The organism is Salinimicrobium oceani (genome assembly GCF_012037645.1).
Genome location: NZ_JAAVJR010000003.1, coordinates 134,227 through 157,483 on the forward strand (window position 1 = coordinate 134,227; position 23,257 = coordinate 157,483).

General features: G+C 42.4%; 21 protein-coding genes. 14 read left to right on the forward strand and 7 right to left on the reverse strand.

The window, feature by feature from the left end:
• Positions 1-45: 45 nt before the first annotated feature.
• Positions 46-1,086, reverse strand: coding sequence for a cysteate synthase (capA, locus tag HC175_RS06385; protein ID WP_168137660.1), 1,041 nt, complete (start codon positions 1,084-1,086; stop codon positions 46-48).
• An 83-nt stretch (positions 1,087-1,169) separates the two neighbouring features.
• The gene (locus HC175_RS06390; protein WP_168137661.1) at positions 1,170-3,239 is read right to left on the reverse strand and encodes a S9 family peptidase; all 2,070 of its coding nucleotides are present in this window, start codon (positions 3,237-3,239) and stop codon (positions 1,170-1,172) included.
• A gap of 126 nt (positions 3,240-3,365) precedes the next feature.
• Here HC175_RS06390 and HC175_RS06395 point away from each other — a divergent pair, with 126 nt between their 5' ends.
• Positions 3,366-3,695: a YbaB/EbfC family nucleoid-associated protein gene (locus HC175_RS06395; protein WP_168137662.1), complete on the forward strand. Its 330-nt coding sequence runs from the start codon at positions 3,366-3,368 to the stop codon at positions 3,693-3,695.
• Between the two features lie 70 nt (positions 3,696-3,765).
• On the opposite strand, the gene HC175_RS06400 is transcribed toward HC175_RS06395, so the two are convergent.
• Positions 3,766-4,794, reverse strand: coding sequence for a threonine aldolase family protein (locus HC175_RS06400; RefSeq protein ID WP_168137663.1), 1,029 nt, complete (start codon positions 4,792-4,794; stop codon positions 3,766-3,768).
• Positions 4,795-4,827: 33 nt separating this feature from the next.
• A complete protein-coding gene (locus HC175_RS06405) occupies positions 4,828-7,227 on the reverse strand; it encodes a zinc-dependent metalloprotease (protein ID WP_168137664.1) in 2,400 nt (799 codons plus the stop codon).
• A gap of 93 nt (positions 7,228-7,320) precedes the next feature.
• Here HC175_RS06405 and prfB point away from each other — a divergent pair.
• The 4 genes from prfB to HC175_RS06425 all read left to right on the forward strand — a co-directional run bounded on the left by prfB (position 7,321) and on the right by HC175_RS06425 (position 11,922).
• Positions 7,321-8,419, forward strand: a protein-coding gene (gene prfB, locus HC175_RS06410; protein ID WP_168137665.1) for a peptide chain release factor 2 whose coding sequence is annotated in 2 segments (ribosomal slippage) — positions 7,321-7,383 and positions 7,385-8,419 — 1,098 coding nt in all. Because the reading frame shifts where the segments join, the coding sequence is not laid out codon by codon here.
• 46 nt (positions 8,420-8,465) lie between these two features.
• Positions 8,466-8,810, forward strand: coding sequence for an arsenate reductase (glutaredoxin) (arsC, locus tag HC175_RS06415; RefSeq protein ID WP_168137666.1), 345 nt, complete (start codon positions 8,466-8,468; stop codon positions 8,808-8,810).
• Positions 8,811-8,896: 86 nt separating this feature from the next.
• Positions 8,897-9,298: a hypothetical protein gene (locus tag HC175_RS06420; protein WP_168137667.1), complete on the forward strand. Its 402-nt coding sequence runs from the start codon at positions 8,897-8,899 to the stop codon at positions 9,296-9,298.
• An 86-nt stretch (positions 9,299-9,384) separates the two neighbouring features.
• The gene (locus HC175_RS06425) at positions 9,385-11,922 is read left to right on the forward strand and encodes a TonB-dependent receptor (protein WP_235942542.1); all 2,538 of its coding nucleotides are present in this window, start codon (positions 9,385-9,387) and stop codon (positions 11,920-11,922) included.
• 99 nt (positions 11,923-12,021) lie between these two features.
• On the opposite strand, the gene HC175_RS06430 is transcribed toward HC175_RS06425, so the two are convergent.
• A complete protein-coding gene (locus HC175_RS06430; protein ID WP_168137668.1) occupies positions 12,022-12,195 on the reverse strand; it encodes a hypothetical protein in 174 nt (57 codons plus the stop codon).
• Between the two features lie 193 nt (positions 12,196-12,388).
• On the opposite strand from HC175_RS06430, the gene fumC reads away from it, so the two are divergent.
• Positions 12,389-13,786: a class II fumarate hydratase gene (gene fumC / locus HC175_RS06435; protein ID WP_168137669.1), complete on the forward strand. Its 1,398-nt coding sequence runs from the start codon at positions 12,389-12,391 to the stop codon at positions 13,784-13,786.
• Positions 13,787-13,917: 131 nt separating this feature from the next.
• Positions 13,918-14,319: a hypothetical protein gene (locus HC175_RS06440; protein ID WP_168137670.1), complete on the forward strand. Its 402-nt coding sequence runs from the start codon at positions 13,918-13,920 to the stop codon at positions 14,317-14,319.
• On the opposite strand, the gene hutH is transcribed toward HC175_RS06440, so the two are convergent.
• Complete coding sequence (hutH, locus tag HC175_RS06445) at positions 14,289-15,794, reverse strand: histidine ammonia-lyase (RefSeq protein ID WP_168137671.1); 1,506 nt, start codon at positions 15,792-15,794, stop codon at positions 14,289-14,291. The two genes, HC175_RS06440 and hutH, sit on opposite strands and share 31 nt — an antisense overlap.
• Positions 15,791-17,317, reverse strand: coding sequence for an NAD(P)H-hydrate dehydratase (locus tag HC175_RS06450; RefSeq protein WP_168137672.1), 1,527 nt, complete (start codon positions 17,315-17,317; stop codon positions 15,791-15,793). Before HC175_RS06450 ends, hutH begins: the two co-directional genes overlap by 4 nt.
• A 133-nt stretch (positions 17,318-17,450) precedes the next feature.
• Here HC175_RS06450 and gcvT point away from each other — a divergent pair, with 133 nt between their 5' ends.
• From gcvT to HC175_RS06485, 7 genes are all read left to right on the forward strand, one after another.
• Positions 17,451-18,533, forward strand: coding sequence for a glycine cleavage system aminomethyltransferase GcvT (gene gcvT / locus HC175_RS06455; RefSeq protein ID WP_168137673.1), 1,083 nt, complete (start codon positions 17,451-17,453; stop codon positions 18,531-18,533).
• Positions 18,534-18,536: 3 nt separating this feature from the next.
• Complete coding sequence (locus HC175_RS06460) at positions 18,537-19,355, forward strand: sugar nucleotide-binding protein (protein WP_168137674.1); 819 nt, start codon at positions 18,537-18,539, stop codon at positions 19,353-19,355.
• 69 nt (positions 19,356-19,424) lie between these two features.
• Entirely contained in the window at positions 19,425-19,715 is a 291-nt protein-coding gene (locus tag HC175_RS06465) for a 4a-hydroxytetrahydrobiopterin dehydratase (protein ID WP_168137675.1), read from the forward strand.
• Positions 19,716-19,780: 65 nt separating this feature from the next.
• Positions 19,781-20,509: a YebC/PmpR family DNA-binding transcriptional regulator gene (locus tag HC175_RS06470; protein ID WP_168137676.1), complete on the forward strand. Its 729-nt coding sequence runs from the start codon at positions 19,781-19,783 to the stop codon at positions 20,507-20,509.
• A gap of 44 nt (positions 20,510-20,553) precedes the next feature.
• Positions 20,554-21,441, forward strand: a complete 888-nt coding sequence (locus HC175_RS06475; protein ID WP_168137677.1) for a cation diffusion facilitator family transporter — start codon at positions 20,554-20,556, stop codon at positions 21,439-21,441.
• A gap of 131 nt (positions 21,442-21,572) precedes the next feature.
• Entirely contained in the window at positions 21,573-22,301 is a 729-nt protein-coding gene (locus HC175_RS06480; protein WP_168137678.1) for an NYN domain-containing protein, read from the forward strand.
• Between the two features lie 42 nt (positions 22,302-22,343).
• A complete protein-coding gene (locus HC175_RS06485; protein WP_168137679.1) occupies positions 22,344-23,186 on the forward strand; it encodes a pirin family protein in 843 nt (280 codons plus the stop codon).
• Positions 23,187-23,257 lie beyond the last annotated feature (71 nt).

Here is a 23,257-nt window from a genome sequence, read left to right on the forward strand (position 1 = left end):
CTTTGAAAGATTTTTTTTACTTCAGAAATGGAATTTTCTGAGCTCTTATTTTATGAACTCTATTTGATTCGGCGTCTTTTCGTTCTTGCTGTCAAAGAAGCCTTGCTCATTCATCCAATCGTCACTAAACACCTTGCTCATGTAACGTGAGCCATGATCTGGGAAAATGATCACTACTTTGCTGTCTTTATCAAATTCCCCTTCTTCAGCTAATTGCCGTACTCCCTGTAAGGCGGCTCCACTGGTATACCCTACGAAAAGACCTTCGGTTAGTGCCAGTTGTCGTGCAGCATGGGCGCTATCCTCATCACTTACCTTTACAAATTTATCGATGCTGTCAAAATCTGTGGCTGTGGGAATTAGATTTTTCCCAAGGCCTTCAATACGGTATGGATAAATCTCTGAACTGTCTAATTCCTTGGTTTCGTGATACTTCTTAAGAACCGAACCATAGGCGTCAATCCCTAAGATACGAATATTTGGGTTTTGTTCCTTCAGAAATCGGGAAGTACCAGAAATAGTTCCTCCGGTTCCGCTACAAGCAACGAGATGTGTGATCTTTCCCTCGGTCTGCTTCCATATTTCGGGCCCGGTTGAACGATAATGTGCTTCGATGTTGAGCTCATTAAAGTACTGATTGATATAAACAGATCCTTTGATCTCATCGTGCATCCTCTTAGCCACCTGGTAATACGATCTTGGATCATCTGCAGAAACATTTGCAGGGCACACATAAACCTTAGCCCCCATTGAGCGGAGCATGTCTATTTTATCTTTTGAAGATTTCGAAGAAACTGCTAAAATGCACTCGTACCCTTTAATTACGCTTACCATTGCAATACTGAATCCGGTGTTTCCAGAGGTAGTTTCGATAATGGTGTCGCCGGGCTTAAGAATACCTTTTCTCTCGGCTTCTTCTATTATATGTAATGCTATTCTGTCTTTAGTAGAATGTCCTGGGTTGAAGGCTTCAACCTTTGCAAAGAAGTCTCCTTCAAAATTTTGGGTAATGCGGTTTAGGTGTATTAGCGGAGTATTACCTATGAGTTGTAATACATTGTCGAAAACCTGTAAATCTTCTCTCATAAATTGAAGTTATTTACAATAACCGCATTTAAAAATAGGCTAAATACGATCACGAAACGAGCAAATTTAGTCAAATATTTTAATTATTCGGTGATTCCCTCCAAATCCAGCAGAAAGGCATACTCCTCGGCAACTTCCCTCAAGGCTTCGAAACGGCCAGATGCTCCTCCATGTCCTGCTTCCATATTCGTGTGAAAAAGAAGCTTATTTGAATTGGTCTTGAGCTCTCGTAGTTTGGCCACCCATTTTGCCGGTTCCCAGTACTGCACCTGTGAATCATGAAGCCCCGTAGTAACCAGCATATTAGGATAATTCTGAGCGCTTACATTATCATAAGGCGAATAGGATTTCATGTAGAAATAGAATTCCGGATCATTTGGGTTCCCCCACTCATCATATTCTCCTGTAGTAAGCGGAATGTTTTCATCCAGCATTGTTGTAACTACATCTACAAAAGGAACAGTAGCAATAATACCTTTGTACAGCTGCGGAGCCCAATTGGCTACCACGCCCATCAACAAGCCCCCTGCCGAACCCCCGCTGGCATACATATGCTCCGGCGAGGTGTAGTTTTCATTGATCAAATGAAGCGTGCAGTCAATAAAATCTGAAAAAGTATTTTTCTTTTTTAAAAGCTTTCCATCATCATACCACTGTCTACCAAGGTATTCCCCTCCTCTCACGTGGGCAATGGCAAAAATGAATCCGCGATCCAGCAAACTAAGCCTCACGTTAGAAAAGTAAGGATCTATTGTGGAACCATAAGAGCCATAGGCATATAGCAACACCGGATTAGAACCATCTTTTTCCAGGCCTTTTCTATGCACCAGAGTTATTGGCACCCGAGTACCATCCTGGGCGGTTGCCCAGATCCTGTCAGAAATATAATTCTCCTTCTGGAATTTACCTCCCAAAACTTCAAGCTCCTTTTTTATCTCTTTTTCCCTGGTTCGCATATTGAAATCCACTACCTGCGTGGGAGTGGTAAGGGAATTATACGTGTACCTCAAGATCTCTGTATCGAAATCTGGATTGGCGCCAGTAAATGCAGTATAAGTCTCATTATCAAAAGGCAGGAAATAAGAATCGGTGCCATCCCATCTGCGAATATGGATCTTGTTGAGTCCGTCACTTCTCTCGCTCACCACCAAATAATCTCTGAACAAGTCAATATCTTCCAACAAAACTTCCTTGCGGTGTGGGATCACTTCTTCCCAGTTTTCCATTCCTGGGGAATGAACCGGAGCCTTCATCAACTTAAAATTAGTTGCTCCATCCATATTGGTCATGATATAAAAACAATCCCTGTAATGGGCAATGCTATATTCCACGCCTCTAATTCTTGGCTGGACCAGGTGGATCTCTCCATCTGGATCATCTGCTGCAATGAATCTATATTCAGAAGTTAAAGTACTGTCCGACCCAATGATGATGTACCGTCGCGATTTGGATTTGTACACATAGGTATGGAAAGTATCATCGGTCTCGAAAAAAACAAGCTTATCGTCCTTAGATCTTGTGCCCAGTTTATGCTTATAGATCTTATCACTGCGAAGCGTTTCCTCATCCTTACGGGCATAGAAAAGCGTCTTATTATCGTTAGCCCAGGTGGCACCGCCAGTGGTATTTTTTATTTTTTCGGGATAGATCTCACCTGTCTCCAGGTTTTTGATGTAGATCGTATATTTTCTCCGGCTTACGGTGTCTACTGCATAAGACACAAGTTTATTATCTGGGCTTATGCTCAACCCACTCAACCTGTAATAGTCATGGCCTTTAGCCATCTCATTAACATCAAAAAGAATCTCTTCGGGAGCATCCAGGGATTCCTTTTTTCTGGAATAAATGGGATAATCCTTTCCTTTCTCAAACCTGGTAATATACCAGTAGCCGTTTAGTTTATAAGGAACCGAAGAATCATCTTCCTTGATCCGTGCTTTTACTTCCTGAAATAGATCTTCCTGCAGCTTTTTAGTATGGGCTGTCATTTGATCATTATACATATTCTCCTTGGTGAGGTAGTCCAGAACTTCAGGATTTTCACGCTCTCGCATCCAGAAGTAATTATCTGTACGCACGTCGCCATGCTTTTCTAAATGGACCGGGATCTTTTTGGCCTGAGGGGCAAATATTTCTGTAGCAGCAACTTTCATTTTCTCCTTATTATTTTACCGGCTGCAAAGTTACACTTTCTGATAAAGAAAACTTAAAACTGGAAACATAAGTTATATAATATGACCTTTTTAGGTAGTTTTGCCTTCAACTAAAAAACCGAAATTATGTTTGGAGATATGATGGGTATGATGAATAAGATCAAGGAAACCCAGAAAAAGGTTGAGGAAACCAAAGAAAGGCTCAAAACCGTACTTTTAGACGAGAAATCTGCCGATGATCTACTGAAGGTGACCATTACGGCCAGCAGGGAGATCAAAAATATAGAAATTGCCGATGAGCTACTTGAAGACAAAGAGCAGCTCGAAGATTACCTGGTGCTTACACTTAATAAGGCCATAGCCAGGGCTACTGAAGTAAATGAAGCCGAACTTGCCGCTGTTGCAAAAGAAGGAATGCCCGATATTCCAGGCATGAACGATATGCTCAATGGTTAATTAGAAAAAGAGTTTTCTAAAATAACAGATAATTACCCTCCAAAAAAGGCATTTTTGGAGGGTAATATTTTTAAAGCTTTATTTCTCTTAGCACATTAAGAAACCTGTGATGCATTTCTTCGGAATAATCTAAATGCGTAACAATTCTAAGCTTTCCCTGCCCCATATTGCTTATCCTGATGTTTTGCTTTTGCAATGCTTCCATAAAAGCAGGTTCATCTGTCATTCTTTTAAGGTAGAATATCACAATATTCGTTTCCACCGGCTCTACTTCAGACACATATTCTTGCTCCCCAAGAACATCACCTATTTCTGAAGCTCTTTTGTGATCTTCAGCAAGTCGCTCTACATGATTATCCAGGGCATAGACTCCGGCAGCTGCCATAAACCCTACCTGCCTCATTCCGCCGCCCAGTACTTTTCGCACCCGCATTGCATTTTTCATGACCTTCTTGTTGCCAATCAAAACTGTTCCCAGAGGAGTTCCAAGTCCTTTAGAGAGACAAACCGAAATCGTATCAAAGAGCTTCCCGTATTCTTTCGGATCTTCTTTCTTGGCTACCAGGGCATTAAAAAGCCTTGCTCCGTCGAGATGCAGCCCCAAATTATGTGCATCACATACCTGCCTTATCTTTTTTATTTCTTCAAAATCATAGCAGGCACCACCGCCTTTATTTGTGGTGTTCTCAAGACATACCAGCGTCGTTAGCGGACTGTGGTAAAAGTCGGGCGGATTAATATTTTCTTCTACCTGCGAAGCCGTAATCATTCCGCGGTGACCATCAACCAACTTACAGGACACGCCGCTGTTAAAAGAGGCGCCTCCACCTTCATAGTTATAGACATGAGCCCATTTGTCACATATTAATTGATCTGCCGGTTGTGTGTGCAATTTAATGGCGGCCTGGTTTGCCATACTGCCAGTTGGAAAAAAAAGAGCTTCATCCATGCCGAACATTTTGGCAAGCTTTTCCTCCAGCTCGTTGACTGTAGGGTCCTCTTTATAAACATCATCACCAACCTCGGCATTTACTATTGCATTCATCATGCCCTTGGTAGGCTTAGTAACCGTATCACTTCTTAGATCTATTTCTTTCATTTTTAAGTATATTTTTTTTCGTCACATTCGTTTTTAAAAACTTCCTATAGGTGAGCCATCAGGAATGTTAGGTGTACTATGCTCAAGTTTAAAATTGGAAGGTACTTTTTTAAAAGTCTGTATCTTCCTTAACAGATGAGCTCTTGCGCTATTCGTTCTATTACGTTTTTTCTGAAGCCAATCTTCAAGCGCCTCAAGCTCTGCAAAAGTCACAGCTTTTACCTGCGGAGTAGCTTTTTCATGCACTGCCAGATTCATGAGATGATCTAGAACATTGTAGTTGATCGCATTCTGAACTTCCTGCAGGAAACTGTCAGTTTTAGAAGATCTTATTGTTCTTTCCAAAAGCTCATGCAGAACTTCCTCAAGTCCTATCTGATTTTTATCCACAGCTTTTTGCTGAATTAGTCTTGCGGCCCTTTCAGGATGCAAAAGTAAGGAAAGTGTCAATTGACTGGCAGTGGCGGGTGCACCTAGCGCATCAAACGCTACCCCGGCATTGCTGGCAAAAGATTCCCTACTCCTGCCAAACCCGTATGCCCGGGGCGGAAAAAGATGGAGTTTATCTTCTGGTACAGCAAGGACTTTTGGTTCTAAGGTTTTCAAAACGGCGTGAAGTGCCTCTTCCTGTTGCTCCCGCTCCAGGGTTACCACTGTTTTCTGCCCTCCTCCTTTTACAGCATAATTATAATTTAAGCCCCCAATTGCCTTTACCGCAGCCTCAGTTTGATACCTGTGAAGGAAATACAATGGAACAAAGGCATCTTCGAGTACAGAGAAGGCTTCCCCCGATCGAATATTATCTTCAGAAAAATTTGCGATTCCCAGCTCGCGAATCTTAAGGATCTCCTCCAGTGCCTCTGCAGCGTTCTTCCCATTATCCCAGAGATGAGCATTGACATGAGCGCCACCCGGGGCACGAGCATCGGCATCAGAAATGAATTGCAGCTGCCTGTCATTTGCCTCCGCCAGGACCGAATTAAGAAATTTGTCTTCCGACTCAGCCTCAGGAATATGAGCATAACTGTATTTTACTGTGAACTTATCCCATTCCCCAATGCCTGTCTCATAGGCCTTACTAACTTCGATCTTACCATTTTCCAGCTCAAATTGTGGGTGCGGGTAATCCATAACCGAGGAATTCTCATCGCTACTCCCTGCAAAATTATGTGCAAACCCTAAGGTATGTCCTACTTCGTGAGCAGATAATTGCCTAATTCGGGCGAGGGCCATATCAAGCATTGGCCCGTGATTGAGATCATCTGTTGCGAAAGGTCTGTTCATGAGAGCCTGAGCGATTAGAAGGTCCTGCCTTATTCTTAGACTTCCAAGACTAACATGTCCCTTTATGATTTCCCCAGTTCTTGGATCAACAACACTCGCGCCATAACTCCAGCCCCGGGTGGACCTGTGCACCCATTGTATCACATTGTACCTAACATCAAGAGGATCTGCATCTTCAGGCAGCATTTTCACCTGGAAAGCATCCTTGTACCCTATGGCCTCAAAGGCTTGGTTCCACCATGCTGCACCTTCCAGCAGAGCCGATTTAACGGGTTCGGGAGTGCCTGGATCCAGATAATAAACTATTGGCGCAACAGCTTCGCTAAATGCAGCCTCCGAATCTTTTTTCTCCAGGCGATGCCTTACGACATACCTCTTGGTTATAGGTTCAAAAACAGGAGTGGAATAATCCATATAGGAAATGTAAATTGCTCCGCTTCTGGGGTCAAAATTTCGTTTTTGGTAGCCATCGTCGGGCAGTTTCACAAAAGAATGATGCTGGATGAGGCTAAGATTTGAAGCATTTGGCGCCACACTGCGAATATCTCTGCCTTTTGGCTCCCCTTCGAAAGTGAGCAGAGCTTCAAATTCCACATTTTCGGGGAAAGCTTTGGTCCTTTCCATAGAAAGGGCAGACTTCTCTTTAGCTATGCTGTAGGTTCCAAAATCCCCCTGTTTTAACCTGTGAGCAACACCATGTGCATCCTGCAATAAAAATGGTGTAAGATCTATGATATAACTTCCGTCCTGCTCCTCTTCTATCTTAAATCCATAAAGCACAGAGCGAACAAAGGCCTGTTCCACACTTTGACGTTCCAGTTGGTTTTGTGTTTCGGCTCTAAAATCCTGATTGGGCTGAATAAGAAGGAGCTTATTTCCCGCTTTTTCGAACCTTACTACAGCTGTGCCTCCAAGTTGTCCTCTGTCCAAACCTATATCATTCGAGCCAAGACCTGTAGTTAGGAAATGTACATATAGAAAATCTTCATTAAGTTGATCAACTTTCAGAAATATCCGGTCCTCTTCTTCTGAATAATAGAAATTAAAAAGCCCCTCATGCTTCACAAGGTTCTGTTTGTCTTTGAAAGCCTGCGCATGTATACTAACAATTGTACTGAGGCTAAGAATAATAGGGAGAATTGATTTCATTGACTATTGCATTAAGGGACCTAAAACTATAAAATAATCGTAAATAAGTTTTTGAGAACCTGCTTTAATTCTATTTTTGTTAAAAAAATAAGTATGCTGACAGTAGATACCATTAAGAACTTCAAAGATCGCCTGGTTGCGTTAAGGAGGTATCTTTGACGTTGATGCCAAAAAAATAGAAATATCCAATCTGCAGGAAAAAACTCTTGCACCCGAATTCTGGAATGATCCTAAGAAAGCCGAGCTTCTTCTAAAAGAACTCAATTCTGAAAAGAAATGGGTAGATGATTATGAGGAGGCCGTTAATCTCGTGGATGATCTCGAGGTTATCTTCGAATTCTACAAGGAAGGGGAAGCAACAGCCGAAGATGTTGAGGAACGTCATGTGCAGGCCAAGGCAATCATTGAAGACCTTGAATTCAAGAATATGTTATCTGAAGAAGGTGACAGTCTTAGTGCCGTTTTACAGGTAACAGCCGGTGCCGGTGGTACCGAAAGCTGTGACTGGGCAGAAATGTTAATGCGTATGTATCTGCGCTGGGCGGAAGATCGGAAATTTTCAGTTCGAGAATTAAATTATCAGGCCGGGGAAGTGGCAGGCGTAAAAACAGTTACTCTTGAAATCGAAGGAGATTTCGCCTTCGGATGGCTTAAAGGCGAAAATGGAGTGCACAGGCTAGTTAGAATTTCACCATTTGACAGTAATGCTAAAAGACATACCTCCTTTGCCAGCGTCTATGTTTATCCCCTGGCTGATGAGAGCATTCAGATTGAGATCAATCCTGCTGATATTTCCTGGGAAACCATGAGATCTTCAGGCGCAGGTGGCCAGAATGTAAATAAAGTTGAAACTGCAGTTCGATTGCGTCACGCGCCTTCAGGAATTGTTATAGAAAATTCTGAAACCCGCTCTCAGCTCGACAATAAGACTAAGGCCATGCAGCTGTTAAAAAGTCAGTTGTACGAAATTGAACTTCAGAAGCAACAGGCACAGCGCAGGGAGATCGAAGATTCCAAAATGAAGATCGAATGGGGGTCGCAAATAAGGAATTATGTCATGCACCCGTATAAGCTGGTCAAGGATGTGCGAACAGGGGAAGAAACAGGTAATGTTGATTCGGTAATGGATGGAGACATTGATCAATTTCTTAAGGCATATCTCATGATGATGGGACAAAAGGTCGAAGATTAGTTAAGCAGACAGAAACGATCATAATTCAAAAATTAAATTCAGAAGCATGATTACCATATACCATAATCCACGCTGCACCAAGTCAAGAGAAGGACTCAAGACCCTGGAAAATCTGGGTTGTAAATTTGAGGTAAGAGAGTATCTTAAACAGCCTTTAAGTGAAAAAGAACTAAAAAATCTGCTCGGGAAGCTGAATATGTCTCCTATGGAATTGGTAAGGACAGAGGAAAAGATCTGGAAAGAGAATTACCGCGAAAGGGATCTGACCGATGATGAGCTGATACGGGTAATGACAGAAAATCCGAAGTTGATCCAGCGACCCATTGTGGAAAAAGACGAAAAGGCTGTGGTGGGGAGACCGACCAAGAACATCGAAGATCTTCTGAATTAACAAGTTTTCACAGTGCTCCAGGAGGTTTTAACCCTCACTTAACCTCCTACCCGCCTGATCTTCAGTATTTTTATAAAAACTGAATTATGAAGACCAGAACCTTATTTACATTTATCACCTTTTTCAGCATTGTTTTACTTTTTTCAAGCCCAGCGGTATCCCAAACCATGATGCAGCCTGAACCTTCTCAGGAACTGGAAAAAGCCGCAAAAGAGACTACTCAAAAATGGGAAAATGAGCTCTCCCTTTCTGCCAAGCAAATGAGCCTAATGGAAAAGAAATTCGTAGAATTTGCCATTAAACGCAATAGGATCCTACAGTCTAAAATGAGAGAAGAGGTAAAAACTAAACACTTGTTAGAGCTGGAAGTGCTGGAGAACAGAGAAATGAGAGATATACTTACCAAGCCTCAGTACGACAGGTACATCATGCTTAAGAGGAATTGGGAAAAAGAAAGAAGCGCTCAGCAAAACAAACAGAAGCCGTAAAAAGCATTTGCTGTTATTTTCCATAAAATTCTCTCCAGGTTTTTAAACCTTTCCAAGCATTTGCCGTCCAAGTACAAAAACCAGGTATGATCACAAACATGAGCCGGCACTTAAGGAGCAGTGCCTTAATTTTTTATTTTCTTCTTTTCACCACATTTTCAGCTTTTGCACAAAATCAACATACCGTCACGGGTAAGGTAACCGATGAGCAGGGTACCGCTCTCGAGTATGCGACCATATCTTTTCAAAGTACTACAGATCCAGACAAAATCACAGGAGGTATCACCAATCCGCAGGGAACTTTTTCGATAGAGGTCCCAGCCGGAAATTATGACATCACAGTCGAATTCATCTCTTTTGAACCCAAGAAATTCACAGGTCGACAAATCAATGGAGATGTAAACATGGGAACCATTACACTTGGAATGGCTGCCGGGGAACTGGAAGAAGTAGTCGTAACTGCCGAAACTACACAGGTGGAAGTGCGACTCGATAAAAAGATCTACAACATTGGGAAGGACCTCACTACAGCAGGAGGAACAGTAGCCGATGCCTTAAATAACGTCCCCTCGGTCTCTGTAGATATTGAGGGAGGAATTAGCCTTAGAGGAAACGAGAACGTTCGTATCCTTATCAACGGAAAACCTTCTGCAATGGCTGGATTTGGGAATACAGACGTGTTATCTCAACTTCCTGCAGATGCCATTGAGAGAGTAGAAGTGATAACCTCCCCTTCGGCACGTTACGACGCAGAGGGCACAGCAGGTATTTTGAACATCATCTTAAGAAAGGAAAAGACTCTTGGTTTTAATGGCTCTGTTACTGCCCGCGCAGGACATCCCGACCAGGCAGGGCTTTCGGCTAATGTGAATTTAAGGACCGACAAATTCAACATTTTCAACACCACAGGATTCAGGTATTTTGATGCCCCAGGAAATTCTTATTCAGACACACGCTATTTCGAATATATAGACGAAGAAACAGGAGAACTCGTAGATCCATTAGATGACCGGATAATAGAAGATCGTGAAATTGAGAGGTTAAATCGTAATTTCAACACCAGCCTTGGGTTTGAATATTTCATCACAGACATGTCTTCAATAACGGCTACAGGATTCTACCGTTATGGGGAAGATGTAGATCTCACTTCCAACTTCAGCACTGTGTTCAGGGAAGGGTCTCGTGCTTTGGAAACTACAAGGAGAGAGCGACAAATGGAAGAGGACAACAGCTACCAGATCTCTCTTAATTACATCAATAAATTTGATGATAGCGGACATCAGTTAACAGCCGACCTGCAGTTCGAGAAAGATTCGGAAACTCAGAATGCCAATATTTTTGAGACTATTGATCTCAATCTCACCAACGATTTGCCATTTTACCCACGGGAGCAGACATTTACCGAAGAAAGTCAGAAGGAATACCTGGCCCAGATAGATTATGTACGCCCCATTGGAGAAGATGCTCAATTTGAAGCCGGCTACCGGGGAAATTTCGAGGAAGAAGTTACAGATTATGAACTCCTGCTTCAGAATCGAGATACGCAGCAAATGGATCGCTCTGCCTTGTCGAACGTTTTCACCTATAACGAGAATGTCAACTCCCTCTATTCTCAATATGGGAACCGCTTTGGAGACTTTTCGTTCCTTTTGGGATTGCGGCTTGAAAACACGCAATTAAAAGGTGATATCCAATCCAACCTTTCCGAAGAAGAACTGGAAGAAGAATTCGGCATCCCAATTGAAACCAATTTTGACAACAATTATCTCGGACTTTTCCCTACAGTGAACCTTATCTATGAAATAGGCGAAATGGAAAACATTACCCTGGGATATAACAGAAGAATTAACAGGCCCAGAGGCTGGTTCATCAACCCATTTCCATCACGGGCGAGCCGTACTAATATTTTCCAGGGAAATCCCAATCTTCAGCCTGCATTCTCTAATGCTTTTGACCTGGGATATTTAAAGCGCTGGAAGAAATTAACTTTCACCTCTTCGGTTTACTATCAACATGAGACAGATTCTTTTGAGCGTGTAGAGCAAGGATCAACCTCTCAAGATGGCACTCAGGTGATACGTACTATTCCAATTAACCTGGCAACCAATACCAGGATCGGTGCCGAGGCAGGTTTGCTTTATAATCCTGCACGCTGGCTGCGTCTTAACGGTAGCTTCAATTTCTTTCAGTTTGATACAGATGGAGATTATAACGGGATCGATTACAGCGCAAAAAATACCAGTTACTTCGGAAGGTTTAGCTCCAAGGTAACCTTGCCCTGGAAAATCGACTGGCAAACGAATGCTTTCTATAGAGGAGCTTCTGAAGGTGCCCAGACTGAAACCCAGGGTCTGCTATCTGTAGATATGGCAGTGAGCAAGGAACTATTCAATGAAAAAGCATCATTAACACTTAATGTTCAGGATCTTCTCAATTCCAGAAAAAGAGAATCCTTTACTACAACAGCCTTTTTTGAAAGGGAAAGTGAATTCCAGTGGAGACAAAGAAGTATTATCCTGTCTTTCACTTACAGATTCAATCAACAACGTCGCGAACAGGATAGACAAAGAAGAGGCAATGAAAATAATGACGAGGATATGAATGGCGAAGGAGGAGAATTCTAACAATTATTAGAGTTAGGCCAAAGAAAAAAGCTGTCAGTAGACAGCTTTTTTCATTTTCACCTCTAAAAAAAGGGCATAAAAAAAGGACTTTCAAAGTCCTTAAATTTTTTCTCTTTCCAGGCGTTTCTTTTCCTTCTTTTCCTCGAGCATTTCCTTGACAGCTCCACCAATCCAGTATGGAATGATCGCTGTAAGAAACAACATTACCCAAAAGCCTATAAGAAGTATAGTGATAAAAGCTATAAAGCCAAGATATTGATCAAATTCAAACATGGTTCCTTATTTATTGAATCTGTGCCAAAGATACTAACTCTCTTTTCTTATCGCAAAAGTTTTTATTTTATTTTTCCGCAGTAGCCGTGCAAGCTTTCACCATCAAAATTTATAATTTCCCTTAGAATTTTGTTTCATTTTAAGCTTTTAAAATTTCACGATAATGTAAATTTGTGGTAAATCAATTCCCGTTATGGACTATAGAATAGAAAAAGATACGATGGGGGAAGTAAAAGTCCCTTCAGATAAACTATGGGGTGCGCAGACAGAGCGTTCCAGAAATAACTTTAAGATTGGTGCTCCTGGCAGTATGCCTTTGGAGATCATTTATGGATTTGCTTATCTAAAAAAAGCTGCTGCTTTCACCAATTGCGAACTTGGTGTACTTTCTGTTGACAAGAGAGATTATATAGCCAGGGTTTGTGATGAGATCCTTCAGGGCAAGCATGACGACCAGTTTCCTTTGGTAATTTGGCAAACCGGAAGTGGAACACAAAGTAACATGAATGTCAATGAGGTAATCGCAAACCGTGCGCAACAGCTGGCAGGACGAACCATAGGAGAAGGAGAAAAAGTTCTTTCTCCAAATGATGATGTCAATAAATCCCAATCTTCAAATGATACTTTTCCTACTGGAATGCATATTGCCGTTTACGAGAAGATCGTAAAAGTGACGATTCCTGGGGTTAAACGATTAAGAAATACCCTCAAAAAGAAATCAGAAGAATTTAAGGATGTGGTAAAAATAGGTCGCACCCATTTCATGGATGCCACTCCTCTCACCCTGGGGCAGGAATTTAGCGGTTATGTTTCCCAGCTGGATCATGGATTAAATGCCCTTGAAAACACCTTGCCTCACCTTTCTGAACTTGCATTAGGAGGTACAGCTGTAGGAACCGGATTAAATACCCCTAAGGGTTATTCCAAAAGAGTGGCCGAATTCATTGCCAAATTTACCGAACTGCCTTTTATCTCAGCTCCAAATAAGTTTGAAGCCCTGGCGGCCCACGATGCTTTTGTTGAAACCAGCGGGGCCTTAAAAACCCTGGCTGTTTCTTTAAATAAAATTGCAAATGATGTAAGGATGCTGGCTTCGGGTCCCAGAAGTGGAATTGGAGAGATTCTTATTCCTGCCAATGAACCTGGATCTTCCATCATGCCAGGAAAAGTGAATCCTACCCAGGTAGAAGCCCTCACTATGGTATGCGCACAGGTAATTGGAAATGACGTTACCATTAACGTAGGTGGCATGCAGGGGCAGTTCGAATTGAATGTCTTCAAACCTGTAATGGCAGCTAATATTCTTCAGAGTGCACAGTTATTAGGTGACGCCTGTACTTCTTTTGATGAGCATTGTGCTGTAGGTATTGAACCAAATAAAGAAAGGATACAGGAGTTGCTCAACAACTCCCTCATGCTGGTAACTGCACTTAACACCAAAATTGGGTATTACAAAGCAGCCGAAATTGCGAATACAGCCCACAAAAATGGAACTACTCTTAAAGAAGAAGCAGTGAATCTAGGATATGTTACTGCTGAGGATTTTGATGAATGGGTACAGCCTAAAGATATGGTTGGCGGCTTAAAGTAATAGTCTCCCTTGCCAAAATAACGTCTCAAAAATGTCATTTTTGGGACGTTATTTTTTTATAACCCAGCAGCTCAAACTAATACAGAATTGAAAAAAATAGTCTAAATTCACCCCAATATTCCCTACAAATAATGAACAAGCAGGTTAAACTGGACTGCGGAGTGATCTGGGTACAGGACAAAATGTTGGTCAATGAGATGAACGAAGGTGCACTTCTCGACGTCGAAACCAATAGAATGATATTACAAATAGGAGTTGATCATTTCAAAAATGAACCCTTCGGATATATTTCCAACAGAGTAAATTCTTATGCCGTTAACCCAATGGTGTATCGGGAATCTGCAGAACATCCGCAGTTAAAAGCTATTGCAGTAGTTTCTGAAAATCCAATGGTTAGAGAAAGTGCAAGGCTTGAACAACAGTTTTACACTAATAGAAATTCTTTCCAGATCTTTAGTTCCCTGGAAGAAGCAAAGACCTGGATGAGAGAAGTTCTCAACTCCTATTCAAAAGAAAACTCTTTAAGCGAATAGCTTTCCAGAAAAGCTTTGGCTTTTTGAATGTATGGCGCCATTACGACATCTTCCTTTACCAGCGGTACCTCTTTTCTGAATTCTTCCACTAATTTCTGAAGAATTGGAGAAGTCTTGTGGTTTTTCTGGTAAGAAAGTGCTTGCGAGGCATTATATAATTCAATGGCCAGGATGGTGGAAACGTTCTCAACCACCTTTAAAGCTTTGGTTGCCGCATTCGCCCCCATACTAACATGATCTTCCTGCCCGTTTGAGGATACGATGGAATCCACACTTGCCGGGGTACATAGTTGCTTATTCTGGCTTACGATACTTGCTGCCGTATACTGCGGAATCATAAAGCCGCTGTTGAGGCCGGGAGCATCCACTAAGAACGCGGGCCCCCTTAATCCTGACACCAGCTGATAGATCCTTCTTTCGGAGATATTACCCAGCTCAGCCATTGCAATTGCCAGATAGTCGAGGGCAAGAGCCAGGGATTGCCCGTGAAAATTCCCTCCCGAAATGATCTTATCGGCGTCGACGAAGATGTTCGGGTTATCGGTTACCGAATTGATCTCGGTCTTAAAACATTTGTACACAAAATCCAGTGTGTCTTTGCTTGCGCCATGAACCTGCGGTATGCAACGAAATGAATATGGATCCTGTACGTTCTGCTTGTCTTGCTTTGCGATCTCACTTCCGGCAAGGATCTTTCTAATTCTTTCGGCAGTTTTAACCTGGCCTCTGTGAGGCCTTACCAGGTGTACCAGTTCATCAAATGGAGAAATATTACAATCATAGGCGTCAACAGATAACGCTCCAATAACATCTGCCCACATAGATAGTCGCAAAGATCTCAAAGTAGCTTCTACAGCATGAGCGCTCATGAACTGGGTACCATTCAGCAATGCAAGACCTTCTTTCGATTGTAAGGTAATGGGTTTCCAATCAAATTTCTTCAGCATTTCTTCCGAAGAGATTATTTCGCCTTCTAAAATGACTTCTCCTTTCCCGATTAAAGGCAGGGACAAATGTGCGAGCGGTGCCAAATCTCCCGACGCGCCCAAAGATCCCTGGGAATATACCACCGGAAGAATGTCATTATTATAAAAGTCAATAAGTCGTCTCACAGTATCAAGAGATACGCCAGAGTGCCCATAGCTCAATGACTGTATCTTGAGCAGCAACATTAGCCTCACTACCGACTCTGATACTTTTTCTCCGGTCCCACAGGCGTGTGACATCACCAGGTTTTCCTGTAGCCGTGTAAGATTGTCTGAAGAGATCTTCACATTGCATAAAGAGCCAAAACCTGTATTGATCCCGTAGATAGGAGTTTTGTTCTCCTTCATTTTATTGTCCAGATATTTTCGGGCTTTCTCAATGTTGTAAATTGCCTCTTCGCTCAGGTCCAGGCTCTTCTTATGAACAATGATCTCCCTTACTTCTTCAAGGTCAAGTACAGAAGAACTTATATAGTGACAGTCTCTCATGATGGTTTTTGTTGGGTTTCAAAAAGGTCAAAAATGGCGGCTCCTGTATGACGGGCAATATCGCCGGCTACCACACCTTCGTAACTAAATTTCTCGGCGCACAGATCTCCCGCCTTGCCATGCAGGTATACGCCCAGCACAGCCGCCCGCAGGGGTTCATACCCCTGGCCAATCAATGCTGTAATGACACCGGTGAGGACATCGCCACTACCGGCCGTCGCCATACCGGGATTCCCTGTTGTATTTATATAAAGATCATTTGGAGTTACAATAAAAGTGTAAGTCCCTTTGATAAGGATTATGAGTTTGTACTTTTTACTAAGATCCCGCACCTTTTCCAGCTTCTCGAAATCATTTTCCCAGGGGCCAATAAGACGTTCCAGTTCCTTTGGATGTGGGGTGAGTATAGTTCCTTCTGGTAAAAGCTCAAAGAAATCCTCATTTTTGGAAAGTATGTTGATACCATCGGCATCAATGACCATAGGCTTCTTGGTTTTTTGGAGCAGGTGACGCATAGCCTCTGTTGTTCCCTCTTTCGTACCTACACCTACGCCAAATCCAATGACATCGGGTTCTATATCGAAGTCTATCTGAGTGAGTATTTCCTTATGAGGATCTGTAATGACCATAGCTTCGGGAAGTGAAGTTTGCAGGATCTCGTAACCGCACTTAGGTGCGAAAATGGTGACGAGACCGGCACCGGCCCGTAAAGCGGCAGTTGCCGTAAGACAAACGCTTCCAATCTTACCATAACTACCTCCTATGATGAGGGCATGGCCATAGGTGCCTTTATGTGTAAATCGTTGTCGCGGCCTATAAAGAGCTTTTGCTTCTGGCCTGGAGATCAAATTTGCAACTGCTTTGGCCTCCTTCAGATATCCTGTATCTAAAGCAATATCAATTATTTGCAGGTCGCCCACAAATACGGCAGTCTGGGGCATGTAAAATGCCATTTTAGCCGATTGAAAGGTAATGGTATAACTGGCGCGGATAATACTTTCCCTGTCTGCTACTGGTGCATCGGCCATTAAGCCCGAAGGCATATCAACGGCAAGAATGAAAGCACCTGCAGCATTGATGTGCTGTACCAGTTTGGCCACCCAGGCTACCATGGGCCGATTAAGACCTACTCCAAAAATAGCATCTACAACAAAGTCGCCATAATTGATCTCAGGAAAATCTTCTTCAGATTTTAGAAGCACAGGCCATTTCCTGGTGCGATTCTTTATCCTTTCATAATTGATAAGAAAATCCTGTGATCGCTGGTCGCTGTAATTCACTATAAAAACAGTAACAGCGTATCCCGCTTCTATTAATTTACGTCCAATGACGAGTCCGTCTCCACCATTATTACCTATTCCGCAGAAAATTTTAACGGGGATTGGCGCGCCTTCAAGACGTTTATGGATTTCCTCAAATACCAGCGAAGCAGCTCTTTCCATGAGCTCTGTGGAAGATATTCCCTGCTTTTCAAGCGTAATCTTATCAGCCTCCTTAAGTTGTTTGGCACTAAGGATCTTCATAGGTTGGTGGTTTGGTACAAATATAGAATTTCCTGCCGGCCCATTCTTCAGCAGACTTATTTCTGTTTAAAATTATCATATAAAACCCTCAATCCTTTCTGAAATTAATAAATTTGCCCAAATTTTATTTTACATGAAAAATACAGCCCTTTCCTCTACTCATATAGACCTTGGAGCCAAAATGGTTCCTTTTGCAGGATACAACATGCCTGTTTCCTATGAAGGTGTAAACGCAGAACACGAAACTGTACGAAAAGCAGTAGGCGTTTTTGATGTTTCACACATGGGTGAATTCCTTATCACAGGTGAAAATGCACTGGAGTTAATTCAGAAGATAAGCTCCAACGACGCATCAAAACTAACAGACGGTAAGGCGCAGTACAGCTGTATGCCTAACAATACAGATGGTATAGTTGACGATTTAATCATTTATCGCTTTAATGCAGAGAAGTACCTGCTGGTGGTCAACGCTTCAAATATTGAAAAGGACTGGAACTGGATCTCCCAGCACAATACTATGGATGCTACCATGAGAGATCTTTCAGATGAATATTCCCTTCTGGCCATTCAGGGTCCAAAGGCAGCGGAAGCAATGCAATCTCTAACCGATGTAAATCTTTCAGAAATAAAATTCTACACCTTTGAGGTAGCTCCTTTTGCAGGTGTGGAAAATGTGATCATTTCGGCTACAGGCTATACGGGTAGTGGCGGATTTGAGATCTACTGCAAGAACGATGATGTAAAGCGCATTTGGGACAGAGTTTTTGAAGCCGGTGCGGAGTTTGGTATCAAACCAATTGGATTGGCAGCACGAGATACTTTAAGGCTCGAGATGGGCTTCTGTCTCTACGGAAATGACATCGACGACACCACTTCGCCTATAGAAGCCGGCCTTGGCTGGATCACCAAGTTTACAAAGGATTTCATCAACTCTGAAGCCCTGAAAGAACAAAAGGAACAAGGACCAAAGCGCAGGCTTGTTGGGTTCGAACTCAATGAACGCGGAATTCCCCGCCAGGGTTATGAGATCGTAGATGACAATGGCAAGGTTATTGGCAATGTAACTTCGGGCACCATGTCTCCTTCTCTTGAAAAAGGAATTGGAATGGGATATGTAGCTACAGCCTATGCTACTCCAGGAAGTAAAATAAATATTCAGATAAGAAAAAAAGCACTTCCTGCTACAGTGGTAAAAATGCCATTTTATAAAGGATAGTTTTTGAAAAGAATTTTGATCTTAGGGGGAAGCGGCTTTATCGGGAATGCCCTGTATAAAGAGCTTTGCCCCTATTTTGACACGCATGCCACTTACCTCTCAGAAGATGATTTCTTTGCAAAAAATAAGAAGTTCCACCAATTTGACGTAGAGCGGGAAACCATTAGTATCCTTCTTGAAAATCTTCGACCTAATGTAATCATCTCAGCCCTTCGCGGCAACTTTGACGCGCAGGTGCACGCGCATTTTGAGATCATAGAGTACCTGAAAAAAAATAAGAATACCAGGCTTATTTTTCTTTCATCGGCTAATGTCTTTGATGCTTTTACAAATTACCCATCATACGAATACGACAAAACGCTCTCGCAAAGCATTTACGGAAGATTTAAGATCAAGATCGAAAACGCACTGCTTCGCCTGCCAAACAACAAATATGTGATTGCAAGGCTTCCTATGGTTTACGGCGCAAATTCTCCAAGAGTCCTGGAAATGAAACGACAACTTCGGGAAAAAGAAGCTATTGAAGTCTTTGCCAACGTGGTTGTCAATGCCACTTCTGAAGCCAAACTTACCCAGCAATTGCATTATATCATCAACAGGAACCGACAGGGAGTGTTTCACCTTGGAAGCAATGATCTAATTCATCACAATGATCTAATTTCCGAAATCTGCGAAGCTTTAGGGGAAAAAGATCCTTTGCTGAAGAACGTCTATGATTCAAATTTTGACCGTTTTCTGGCTGTGGTACCAAAAGACAATCTCCTTCCCAAAAATCTGCAGATCTCTATCCAGGAGGTGGTGAACAGCAGCCTGGTATCCTGATTGTTAATCTTCTACTAATTAGATTCTCCTCCTTTAATAGGATGTGTAACTTTAAGAAAACTTAAGGCCATGGAAATATTGGATGATTACGAGATCAACAGGAGACTGGAAGATCTTGAAGGTTGGGAACATAAAGGTGATGCGCTTCACACCTCTTTCCAGTTCGAAAATTTCAAGGAAGCTTTTTCGGTGATGACAAGGATCGCTTTTGAAGCAGAAGCCCAGCAGCATCACCCAGAGTGGACAAATGTTTACAATGAACTTATGATCTCACTTTCCACACATGATGCAGGAGGGGTTACAGAAAAAGATTTTAAACTTGCCCGAAGCATTGAGAATATTATAGATTCCGCCGAATAATCTTTTTTAGGAGCTTGATGATTTTTCCTATTTTTACGCCTCTATTAAAATACCACACTTAGTAAATGGGAAGAGCATTTGAATTCAGGAAAGCGCGTAAAATGAAGCGATGGTCTGCTATGGCCAAAGCCTTTACCCGCATTGGGAAAGATATTGTAATGGCTGTGAAGGAAGGCGGGCCAGATCCCGATACCAATTCCAGGCTACGGGCAGTGATCCAGAATGCCAAGAGTGTAAATATGCCCAAAGACAATATCGAGCGCGCTATAAAAAGAGCGTCCGATAAGAGTCAGGGAGATTACAAGATCGTGCTTTTTGAAGGCTATGCGCCACATGGCATTGCAGTTCTTGTTGAGACCGCTACAGATAATAATAACCGTACTGTTGCCAATGTACGCTCCTACTTTAACAAATGTGACGGCAACCTGGGCACTTCGGGCTCGGTAGAATTCATGTTCGACCATACCTGCAATTTCAGAATAGCAAAAGAAGGCCTGGATGCAGAAGAGCTGGAACTTGAATTAATAGATTTCGGGGCCGAAGAAGTATTCGAAGATGAGGATGGAATAATTATCTATGCGCCATTTGAAGCTTTTGGAGCCTTACAAAAGGAATTGGAGAGCCGTGATATTGAGATCATTTCATCTGGCTTTGAATACATTCCGCAGGTGACAAAGAAACTTACTCCTGAGGAAGCTGCCGATGTTGAAAAACTTCTGGAAAAGCTGGAGGAAGATGATGATGTACAGCATGTATATCACACCATGGAAGAATCACAAGAAGAGGAAGAATAAAACAAGGGCCGGTAAAAAACCGGCCTTTTAACTTCTTAACCCCAATGATACAGGAGTCACATCAAAAGGCTGTAAAAGCAGCATATCTCAGCATTTTTGGAAATGCAGCCCTGGCTGTTATTAAAGGTGTGACCGGGATCTTTGGGAATTCCTACGCCCTCATTGCAGATGCTATAGAATCTACTACAGATGTTTTTGCCAGCCTGCTCGTTCTCTTCGGACTCAAATATTCGGCAAGACCGGCAGATGAGAACCATCCCTACGGCCACGGCCGTGTAGAACCACTTATAACTTTTGCCGTAGTAGGTTTTCTGGTAGTTTCGGCCACTGTCATAGTTTTGGAAAGTATCGAAAACATCCAAACGCCCCATAAAGTTCCTAAATCGTATACGCTTCTCGTACTTGCTGCGATCATTATTACTAAAGAGATCTTTTACAGGTTCATCAACAAAAAAAGTGATGAGACCAATTCCAGTTCCCTCAAAGCAGATGCCTGGCACCATCGCAGTGATGCTATTACTTCCCTAATGGCTTTTATAGGGATATCAATTGCCATTTTTATGGGCAAAGGCTATGAAACTGCCGATGACTGGGCTGCACTCTTTGCTTCCGGATTTATACTTTATAACGCATATCTCATCTTACGTCCGGCTTTAGGAGAGATCATGGATGAGCATCTTTACGATGACATGGTGGAAGACATTAGATCGATTTCTCAAAAGGAAAAAGGTGTGATCGAGACCGAGAAGTGTTACATCCGCAAGACAGGAATGACCTATCACGTAGACCTTCATGTGATAGTGAATGGAGAACTTTCTGTAAATGAAGGCCATCTCATCTCCCATAATCTAAAAGACAGGCTACTTAGGGAAATGCCCGAAATTGCAGATATCCTTATTCACATTGAGCCAGATAATATAGAGCATTCCTAAAATGCCCTTTTTGGCACCTCTTGTCGGGATAAGAATTCCGGTAATCCTAAAAAAATACTAATCCGCATCGCTCACCTGCAGGGTCGCGGCCAATTAACTATCTTTATAGACTAATTAAGAAAATTAAATTAATGGATGTAAGACTAGCGGTATTGATAGACGGCGACAATATTCCCTCTGCCTACGTAAAGGAAATGATGGAAGAGATCGCAAAATACGGCAACCCAACTATAAAAAGAATTTACGGGGACTGGACCAAACCCCACCTCGCGAAATGGAAGGCAGTGCTGCTTGAGAATGCAGTAACTCCAATTCAGCAATACGGATATACCCAGGGAAAAAATGCTACCGACTCGGCCATGATCATTGATGCCATGGATATTCTTTATTCAGAAAAAGTAGACGGTTTTTGTCTGGTTTCCAGTGACAGTGATTTCACCAGGCTTGCAACCCGCCTTCGGGAAGCGGGAATGAATGTGATTGGAATTGGAGAAAAGAAAACGCCCGACCCATTTATTGTTGCCTGCGACCGCTTTATTTACATCGAGATCCTTAAAAATCAAAGCAAGGAATCTGACAAGGAAAAGGAAACCAAAAAGAGCGACTATGACAAGATCACCAATAGGGTGATCAAGTTGATCGCCTCAACAATTTCAGATGTTGCCGACGATGACGGCTGGGCGTTTCTTGGTGATGTGGGCAGCCTGTTACAGAAAAAACAACCTAATTTCGATTCCCGTAATTATGGATTTCAGAAGCTAACGCCAATGATCAATTCCATAGATAAGTTTGAAATTGAATCCAGAGAAAATCAGGGAAGAGGAAAATACAAGCTCATTTACGTAAGGAATAAGGATTAGCGCATTTTTCAATTCTGAACTTTAATTTTGAATTCCAATAGCATGAGAACTGTAAAGCGAACCTACAAAGCAGAGTATCGACCCATCGCCGATCTCATTACTTATTCTCCCATGCCAACCCGGGAGCTAAGGATGATCGATCCATTTTTGTTCCTCAACCATCACGGACCTCAGAATTACCAGCCTGGAAATAATGGATTACCCTTTGGGCCTCACCCTCATCGCGGAATGGAAACTGTAACCTTCATCCTCGAGGGAGATATTGCGCACAAAGATTCCGGAGGAAACAATAGCGTGATTGAAAGTGGTGGAGTGCAATGGATGACTGCAGGCCGCGGACTTACTCATGCTGAAGTCTCTTCAGAAAAATTCAAAAAGGAAGGAGGGCCACTTGAAATCCTTCAGCTGTGGGTCAACTTACCGGCTCGTCTCAAAATGACCTCTCCTAATTACAAAGGGCTTCAAAAAGGAGATATTCCCGTGACATTTTTTGAGGATCGAAAAGTGAAAGCCCAGGTCATTTCGGGAACCTTGAATGATACCAGCGGAGCTTTCGAAACCCTCACAGATATCCACCTTAGCACGCTTTTTTTCGAACCAGAGGGAGTGTTTTCAATAAAGGTGCCTCAAAGCCATAACATCCTATGCTATGTGATTAAAGGGGAAATTAAGATAAATGGTGAGATCATCCAGTCGCTGCACCTGGTGGAATTTAATAACGACAGCGAAGATCTGCGAATAGAAGCCCTGACAGAAAGTACGGTCTTATTTGGGCATGCCAAACCATTTAAAGAACCTGTTGTCGCGCAGGGACCTTTTGTGATGAATACCATAGAAGAGATCGACCAGGCTTATGAAGACTATCAGCAGGGAAAATTTAAATAATTCGGGAGGTTAAGGAATTATCTTCATCATTCCAGTGAAAACATTGATTTCCCCTGCACTTTCTATTTAGC